The sequence below is a fragment of the Bacillus sp. 05T31 genome, from assembly GCF_056396725.1.
Genome location: NZ_JBFTMA010000139.1, coordinates 1 through 8,165 on the forward strand (window position 1 = coordinate 1; position 8,165 = coordinate 8,165).

The window sequence follows — 8,165 nt, forward strand, 5'->3', positions numbered from 1 at the left end:
GGACCTTGTCCCTGTGAGAGTAGGACGTCGCCAAGCAAGATAAAAACACGAGTCATTTGACTCGTGTTTTTTTATTTCCCATGAAATAGGTTAGATTCCGTTAGTAAAAATGCTGAAATATAGTAAGGGATTTTTTGAGCAGAAATATTGAGAAATTGATAAATAAACGGATAATCTTCAGATCCATAGCTTCCAAGTAAGTCATACCACCAATCTGTTTCATACCTAGAAATCATACTTAAATTATAGAGCAATAAATAATGAACAAGAAGCTCAGGCAACACTGGCTTAGAGTTTCTAGGGTCAGTCGTAAGTGGTAAATAATAAGTGTCAGTAAGATACTCGTAGTATAAAGGTGTGCTATACATAGGATTCCATGATTGAATAGGTGCTGAAAAAAACACATTTAATTCATTGTTTTTCTCAGGTRCGTGTTGTATTGATAAATGCTTACAAGCTGTTTCGATGTAACGAGAAAATCTCTCTTTAGTCATATGTAGTCGATCTAGTATGTTGACTGAAAAAGAGAGTTCATTTTTATTTATTGAATCAATTTTATATAATGTTGTTCCTTTTTGACTATAGCGAAATAAATGTTGTAATTCAGGGATTTTTCCCATTAGCTCTAACATATTAAACTTTTCTGTTTCTAAGTGTTTCATGTGAAACAGTTGTTCTGCCGCGTGAGTAAATAGTCCATTTTTCTGTATTTTCACTTCATCTTCTAAAAATTGATATCCTTGTTTTTTTCGTTTACGGGTTGTCACTCCATGTGCTAAAACGGTTGTTGATTCTGGATAGTTTGGATTAATAGTTAATAAACAGGCTTTAAAAAGTTGCCCCATCCCATAAAATAACAGCATTGGCTGAATGGAAAATGGCGCTGTTTTATATAATTCATAATAATTTTTACCGTGTTCTAAGTAATAAATAAATGGATAACAATTTTCAAAACTTTTTTTTTCGGCATCCTGAATCGAGGATTTTTCATAACAACGGGCAAGATAATGTTGTACGTTTTGAGATGAAAAGAAGAAACTTAACTGCTGCCAAGCACAAGGTGTATGATGCATATATTACGCTCCTTTTATTGTCTAAAAATTCTAACATATTTATACTTTCTTGACAGTATTTTAACCAATTGATAAGCTACTAATAATAATTTCTGGTATCATGGGGGGAACAATTATGTGGGAATCTAAATTTGTTAAAGAAGGTTTGACTTTTGATGAYGTATTACTTGTACCAGCAAAATCAGATATATTACCAAGAGAAGTAAGTGTTAAAACAGTTTTATCTGAAAGCTTACAGTTAAACATCCCGTTAATTAGTGCAGGAATGGATACAGTAACAGAAGCCGATATGGCTATTGCAATGGCTCGTCAAGGCGGTTTAGGAATCATTCATAAGAATATGTCTATTGAGCACCAGGCAGAGCAAGTTGACAAAGTAAAGCGCTCTGAAAGCGGCGTTATTTCAGATCCATTCTTTTTAACTCCAGAACATCAAGTATATGATGCGGAACATCTTATGGGAAAATACCGTATCTCAGGTGTACCAGTTGTAAATAATTTAGATGAGCGAAAATTAGTTGGTATTATTACAAACCGTGATATGCGTTTCATCCAAGACTACTCAATCAAAATTTCTGACGTAATGACAAAAGAACAGTTAATTACAGCCCCAGTTGGTACTACACTAGGAGAAGCTGAAAARATCTTACAAAAGTATAAAATTGAAAAGCTCCCTCTTGTTGATAATAGCGGTGTATTACAGGGGCTTATTACAATAAAAGATATTGAAAAAGTAATTGAATTTCCAAACTCTGCAAAGGATAAGCAAGGACGCTTATTGGTTGGAGCAGCAGTTGGTGTAACGGCTGATGCAATGCTTCGTATCGATGCATTAGTAAAAGCGAGTGTAGATGCAATTGTACTTGATACAGCTCATGGACATTCTCAAGGTGTTATTGAAAAAGTAAAAGAAGTTCGCGCGAAATATCCAGCACTAAATATTATTGCTGGTAATGTTGCTACAGCTGAAGCAACAAAAGCATTAATTGAAGCTGGTGCAAATGTAGTTAAAGTTGGTATTGGACCAGGATCTATTTGTACAACGCGTGTTGTAGCTGGGGTTGGTGTACCACAATTAACAGCAGTTTATGATTGTGCAACTGAAGCCCGTAAATACGGCATYCCAGTTATTGCAGATGGCGGTGTTAAGTACTCTGGTGATATGGTTAAAGCTTTAGCAGCAGGAGCACACGTTGTTATGCTAGGTAGTATGTTCGCTGGTGTAGCTGAAAGCCCTGGAGAAACTGAAATTTACCAGGGTCGTCAATTTAAAGTATATCGTGGTATGGGTTCTGTTGGAGCAATGGAAAAAGGAAGTAAAGATCGCTACTTCCAAGAAGGAAACAAAAAACTTGTTCCAGAAGGTATTGAAGGACGAGTACCATATAAAGGACCTTTAGCAGATACAGTTCATCAATTAGTTGGTGGATTACGTGCAGGTATGGGATACTGCGGAGCACAGGATTTAGAATTCTTACGTGAGAATGCGCAGTTCATTCGTATGTCGGGTGCTGGTTTACGTGAAAGCCACCCTCATCACGTACAGATTACAAAAGAGGCTCCAAACTACTCATTATAATGTCTTATATGTAAATAGACGGAGATTTGATATCTCTGTCTATTTTTTTTTGATTATGTTAGAATAACGGTTATGTGAGTACATAGATATTGGGGGTAGCAAAAGTGAAAGGTATGTTTTGCAAAAGATTCATTGCGTTGGTAACAGTGCTTACACTAGCTTTTGGCATGTTTGCACCATATAGCAATGCATCAGCAGAAACAGGAGCTGCTTTAAACATTGAAGCAGGTGCAGCGATTTTAGTTGAAGCGAATTCTGGAAAAATTGTATATCAAAAGAATGCAGATGAATTATTATCAATTGCTAGTATGACAAAGATGATGAGTGAATATTTAGTTCATGAAGCAGTGGATAAAGGAAAACTTAAGTGGGATCAAAAAATTAAGGTTTCTGAATATGCATATAAGATTTCACAAGATGCTTCATTATCAAATGTTGCATTAGAAAATGGTGGCCTGTATACAGTAAAAGAGTTATACGAGGCAATGGCAATCTTTTCTGCAAATGGTGCAACAATTGCATTAGCAGAAGCAATTGCAGGTAAAGAAGTAGATTTCGTAAAAATGATGAATGATAAAGCGAAAGAACTAGGATTGAAAAATTATAAATTTGTTAATTCTACGGGTTTAACGAACAAAGATTTAAAAGGGATGCATCCTGAAGGTACAACACCGGATGAAGAAAATAAAATGTCTGCGAAGGATGTTGCAACTTTAGCGCAACATTTAATTAAAGATTATCCAAAAGTGTTAGATACAGCAAAAATCCCGAAAAAAGTTTTCCGTCCAGAAAAAGAGAAATTTGGGATGTCGAACTGGAACTGGATGTTAAAGGGTTTAGTTAAAGAATATGACGGAGTAGATGGTCTAAAAACAGGATCAACTCCAGAAGCAGGGGACTGCTTCACTGGTACGGTTGAACGAAACGGTATGCGTTTTATTTCTGTAGTTATTAAAACAAGTTCTCATACAGCGCGTTTCGATGAGACGAAGAAATTATATGATTATGGCTTTGCTAACTTTGAAATGAAGAAAATGTATGAAAAAGGTTCTTCGGTCAAAGGAAAAGAAACAGTAAGAGTTGAAAATGCGAAAGATAAAGATGTAKCAGTTCAAACGAAGCAAGCTGTTTCACTTCCGGTGCCAAAGGGAAGTAAAGACGTTTATAAAACAGAATTTAAAGAAGGAAATAAGGGACAAGAAGCACCTCTGAAAAAGGGAGTTGCACTTGGACAAATGGTTGTAACGTCTAAAGATAGTAATGATCCTGGATTTTTATCAGGAAAATCATTACAAGTAGACCTTGTAACAAAATCTGAAGTAGAAGAGGCAGGCTGGTTTACACGTTCTATGCGCGGAATTGGTTCTTTCTTTAGTGGTATGTGGAATGGTGCTATTGATACAGTAAAAGGTTGGTTTTAAAAGCTCCTCATTGTAGGAGCTTTTTCTTATTCCTATTTTTCATACCGACTTTATGAAAAAGTAGTAGACAAGCATCAGATAGTTAGTGGTAGAATGTAAGAGTATTCTTAATTTTCTTCTTTAACGGGGAAAGCAATTCACCTAGGGGGGTTTTTGTACATGACAAATGTAACAGGGACAGAACGTGTAAAACGTGGAATGGCAGAAATGCAAAAAGGCGGCGTTATTATGGACGTAGTTAACGCTGAGCAAGCAAGGATTGCAGAAGAGGCAGGCGCAGTTGCTGTTATGGCATTAGAGCGTGTACCTGCAGATATTCGTGCAGCAGGTGGCGTTTCTCGTATGGCAGATCCAACAATTGTTGAAGAAGTTATGGGTGCTGTATCAATTCCGGTTATGGCAAAATGTCGTATCGGTCACCTTGTAGAAGCACGTGTATTAGAATCATTAGGGGTAGACTATATCGATGAGAGTGAAGTATTGACTCCTGCTGATGAAGTATACCATTTAAATAAACGTGATTACACAGTTCCGTTTGTATGTGGTTGCCGCGATATCGGAGAAGCTGCACGTCGTATTGCAGAAGGTGCAGCTATGCTTCGTACAAAAGGTGAACCTGGAACAGGAAACATTGTAGAGGCAGTGCGTCATATGCGCCAAGTCAATGCAGAAATCCGTCAAGTTGCAAGTCTACGTGAAGATGAGTTAATGACATATGCAAAAAATACTGGTGCTCCTTATGAAGTACTACTTGAAATTAAACGCCTTGGTCGCCTGCCAGTTGTAAACTTTGCAGCAGGTGGTGTAGCAACACCAGCAGATGCAGCGTTAATGATGCAACTTGGTGCTGATGGTGTATTTGTTGGATCTGGTATCTTCAAATCAGAGAACCCAGAGAAATTTGCACGTGCAATCGTTGAAGCAACGACTCATTATGAAGATTACGAACTAATTGCAAGCCTTTCTAAAGGATTAGGTAATGCAATGAAAGGTATCGAAATTTCAACGTTATTACCAGAACAACGCATGCAAGAGCGTGGATGGTAATTAAAGGAGATCTTTAAAATGGTGAAAATCGGTGTACTAGGTCTTCAGGGTGCAGTTCGTGAGCATGTAAAATCAGTTGAGGCAAGTGGTGCAGAAGCTGTTGTTGTAAAGCGTATAGAGCAACTTGAAGAGATTGATGGTCTTATTTTACCAGGCGGTGAAAGTACAACAATGCGCCGTCTTATTGATAAGTATGCTTTCATGGAGCCTCTTCGTACATTTGCGAAGTCTGGTAAACCAATGTTTGGTACATGTGCAGGAATGATTCTTCTTGCGAAAACACTTATTGGCTATGAAGAAGCACATATTGGTGCTATGGATATTACGGTTGAGCGCAATGCGTTCGGACGCCAAAAAGATAGTTTTGAAGCTGCACTTTCAATGAAAGGTGTGGGAGAAGACTTTGTTGGTGTATTTATCCGTGCTCCGTATGTTGTAAATGTAGCTGATGATGTTGAAGTACTTTCTATGCATGGCGAGCGAATGGTAGCGGTAAGGCAAGGGCCGTTTTTAGCTGCTTCTTTCCATCCGGAATTAACGGATGATCATCGTGTAACAGCATACTTTGTAGAAATGGTAAAAGAAGCGAAAATGAAAAAAGTTGTATAAGTAACTTGCAACTTGTATAAGATTATAGTAAATTGATGATAACAATTTTATAAAATAAGCGTGTTGATAGGAAGTAGTAACAAATGTTGTTTCTTATAGAGAGTCGATGGTTGGTGGAAATCGATAGAAACAGTTTGTGAATCCATCCTGGAATGGAATGTGGAATATCTTTTGATTAGTAAACATTCCCGGTGAAGAGCCGTTATTTCTACTTGAGAGGAAAGCGGTAATGCTTTCAACTAGGGTGGCAACGCGGGTTAACTCYCGTCCCTTTGTATAGGGACGGGAGTTTTTTGTRTTTTATAAAATAAAAGGAGGAGTATATAATGCTTGATATTAAATTTTTACGTACGAATTTTGAAGAAGTAAAAGCAAAATTACAGCATAGAGGCGAAGATTTAACGGATTTTGGTCGTTTTGAAGAACTTGATACGAGAAGAAGAGAGCTACTTGTTCAAACAGAAGAATTAAAAAGTAAACGTAACGAAGTATCTCAACAAATTTCAGTATTAAAGCGTGAAAAGAAAGATGCGGAAGCTCTAATTCTAGAAATGCGTGAAGTTGGGGAAAAAGTAAAAGATCTTGATAATGAGCTTCGTACAGTTGAAGAAGATTTAGAAAGATTAATGCTATCTATCCCAAATATCCCTCATGAATCTGCTCCAATAGGTGAAACAGAGGATGATAACGTAGTAGCACGTACTTGGGGAGAAGTGAAAGAATTTACTTATGAGCCAAAACCGCATTGGGACCTTGCTACTGATTTAGGGATTTTAGATTTTGAACGTGCTGGGAAAGTAACAGGAAGCCGATTTGTATTTTACAAAGGTGCTGGTGCAAGATTAGAACGTGCTTTGATTAGCTTTATGCTTGACCTTCATACTGATGAGCATGGATATGAGGAAGTATTGCCTCCTTATATGGTAAACCGTGCAAGTATGACAGGAACAGGACAACTTCCAAAGTTTGAAGAAGATGCATTCCGTATTGAAAGTGAAGATTATTTCCTAATCCCAACAGCTGAAGTACCTGTAACGAATATGCATCGTGATGAGATTGTGAGTAAAGAGCAATTGCCGATACGATATGCTGCGTTTAGCTCATGCTTCCGTTCTGAAGCAGGTTCAGCTGGTCGTGATACACGTGGTTTAATTCGCCAACACCAATTTAATAAAGTTGAACTTGTGAAGTTCGTGAAACCAGAAGATTCTTACGAAGAGTTAGAAAAATTAACAAATGATGCAGAGCGCGTGTTACAATTATTAGAGTTGCCATATCGCGTTATGAGCATGTGTACAGGAGATTTAGGATTTACAGCAGCGAAGAAATACGATATTGAAGTATGGATTCCAAGCTATGGTACATATCGTGAAATTTCTTCTTGTAGTAATTTTGAGGCATTCCAAGCGAGACGCGCGAATATCCGTTTCCGTCGTGAGCCAAATGGTAAACCGGAGCATGTTCATACACTAAATGGATCTGGTCTTGCAATTGGACGTACAGTGGCAGCTATTTTAGAGAACTACCAACAAGAAGATGGTACAATTATAATTCCAGAAGTTCTTCGCCCTTATATGGGAGGAAAAACAGTTATTAAATAAGTTAAAACATTCATCGGTATGAGTGATTGGTAATTATGGACGTTGTCAGCAGTGTCATAAAGGAGAGGGGAAGTAAAATTTTCCTTTCCTCATAATTTATTATAGTAGGGTTGACTAACTGTTTTTCTTTTGATATTATATTTGATGTCAATATGGAGGTATACCCAAGTCTGGCTGAAGGGATCGGTCTTGAAAACCGACAGGCGGCGAGAGTCGCGCGGGGGTTCGAATCCCTCTACCTCCTCCAGATATAATTGACAACAGCGCATATAAGTGGAGATTGGAGAACTCGTTACCAACACGTAACGAGTTTTTATTTTAAAACCAATCATAAAGTATGATGTAAGGATATAGTGTCCTTATTACACACTCATATTCCGATGATTATCTTCATAGATATGAAAGGAGTTAACRTGGATCTTATTATACAAACGTTTCCTTTAGATGGAAAAACTTTATATTATGTACAATGTCCTGTCTGTAAGAACAATAGAATTTTAAACAGTGGTGCAAATGTGTCGCGCATTATAAGTGATGATACATTCCGTAAACTTTGTGGTTGCACTTGTGATGTAAAACAGGTTGCAAAAAAAGTAGAGGTACCAAAAGAAGCTGAAAAACCAGCTGCGCAAAAAGAAGTAACTCCAAAACGTACAGGGAAATTACTAACAGCAGTAATTAATGGGAAAGAATTGACTGTTAAAGAGATTGCTGAAACATATGATATTAGTACGAGTACTGTTCGTCAGCGTATTAATGCTGGAAAGCCAGAGAGTGAAATTATTGCTCCGACAAAAAAGAAAAAGTAATTTCATAGGAAAACCCGTGCATATGC

The 8,165-nt window shown here is 37.4% G+C and carries 7 protein-coding genes, 1 tRNA gene and 1 other annotated feature; of the genes, 7 read left to right on the top strand and 1 reads right to left on the bottom strand.

Translation table 11 applies throughout. The features are described 5' to 3' along the window. Positions 1 to 71 precede the first annotated feature (71 nt). Positions 72 to 1,073, bottom strand: coding sequence for a YaaC family protein (locus tag AC1DJR_RS11255; protein WP_477002632.1), 1,002 nt, complete (start codon positions 1,071 to 1,073; stop codon positions 72 to 74). A 115-nt stretch (positions 1,074 to 1,188) separates the two neighbouring features. Between AC1DJR_RS11255 and guaB the strand changes: the two genes are divergently transcribed. The 7 genes from guaB (at position 1,189) to AC1DJR_RS11290 (ending at position 8,139) form a co-directional block, all read left to right on the top strand. Continuing rightward, the gene (guaB, locus tag AC1DJR_RS11260; RefSeq protein ID WP_060751900.1) at positions 1,189 to 2,652 is read left to right on the top strand and encodes an IMP dehydrogenase; all 1,464 of its coding nucleotides are present in this window, start codon (positions 1,189 to 1,191) and stop codon (positions 2,650 to 2,652) included. A 113-nt stretch (positions 2,653 to 2,765) separates the two neighbouring features. Beyond that, positions 2,766 to 4,073 (top strand): serine hydrolase, encoded by a 1,308-nt coding sequence (locus AC1DJR_RS11265; RefSeq protein WP_477002633.1) that lies wholly within the window; start codon positions 2,766 to 2,768, stop codon positions 4,071 to 4,073. 159 nt (positions 4,074 to 4,232) lie between these two features. Then, positions 4,233 to 5,120 carry a pyridoxal 5'-phosphate synthase lyase subunit PdxS gene (pdxS, locus tag AC1DJR_RS11270; RefSeq protein WP_002009615.1) on the top strand — a complete coding sequence of 296 codons (888 nt, stop codon included), beginning with the start codon at positions 4,233 to 4,235 and terminating at the stop codon, positions 5,118 to 5,120. A gap of 18 nt (positions 5,121 to 5,138) precedes the next feature. Then, positions 5,139 to 5,729 carry a pyridoxal 5'-phosphate synthase glutaminase subunit PdxT gene (gene pdxT / locus AC1DJR_RS11275; RefSeq protein ID WP_002063361.1) on the top strand — a complete coding sequence of 197 codons (591 nt, stop codon included), beginning with the start codon at positions 5,139 to 5,141 and terminating at the stop codon, positions 5,727 to 5,729. Positions 5,730 to 5,783: 54 nt separating this feature from the next. Continuing rightward, positions 5,784 to 6,004 (top strand) — a binding site (T-box leader). A 51-nt stretch (positions 6,005 to 6,055) separates the two neighbouring features. Beyond that, positions 6,056 to 7,330, top strand: a complete 1,275-nt coding sequence (gene serS, locus AC1DJR_RS11280; RefSeq protein ID WP_002009617.1) for a serine--tRNA ligase — start codon at positions 6,056 to 6,058, stop codon at positions 7,328 to 7,330. A gap of 154 nt (positions 7,331 to 7,484) precedes the next feature. Then, a tRNA-Ser gene (locus AC1DJR_RS11285) sits at positions 7,485 to 7,577 on the top strand. A 166-nt stretch (positions 7,578 to 7,743) separates the two neighbouring features. Beyond that, positions 7,744 to 8,139 carry a sigma factor-like helix-turn-helix DNA-binding protein gene (locus AC1DJR_RS11290; RefSeq protein WP_044441762.1) on the top strand — a complete coding sequence of 132 codons (396 nt, stop codon included), beginning with the start codon at positions 7,744 to 7,746 and terminating at the stop codon, positions 8,137 to 8,139. Positions 8,140 to 8,165 lie beyond the last annotated feature (26 nt).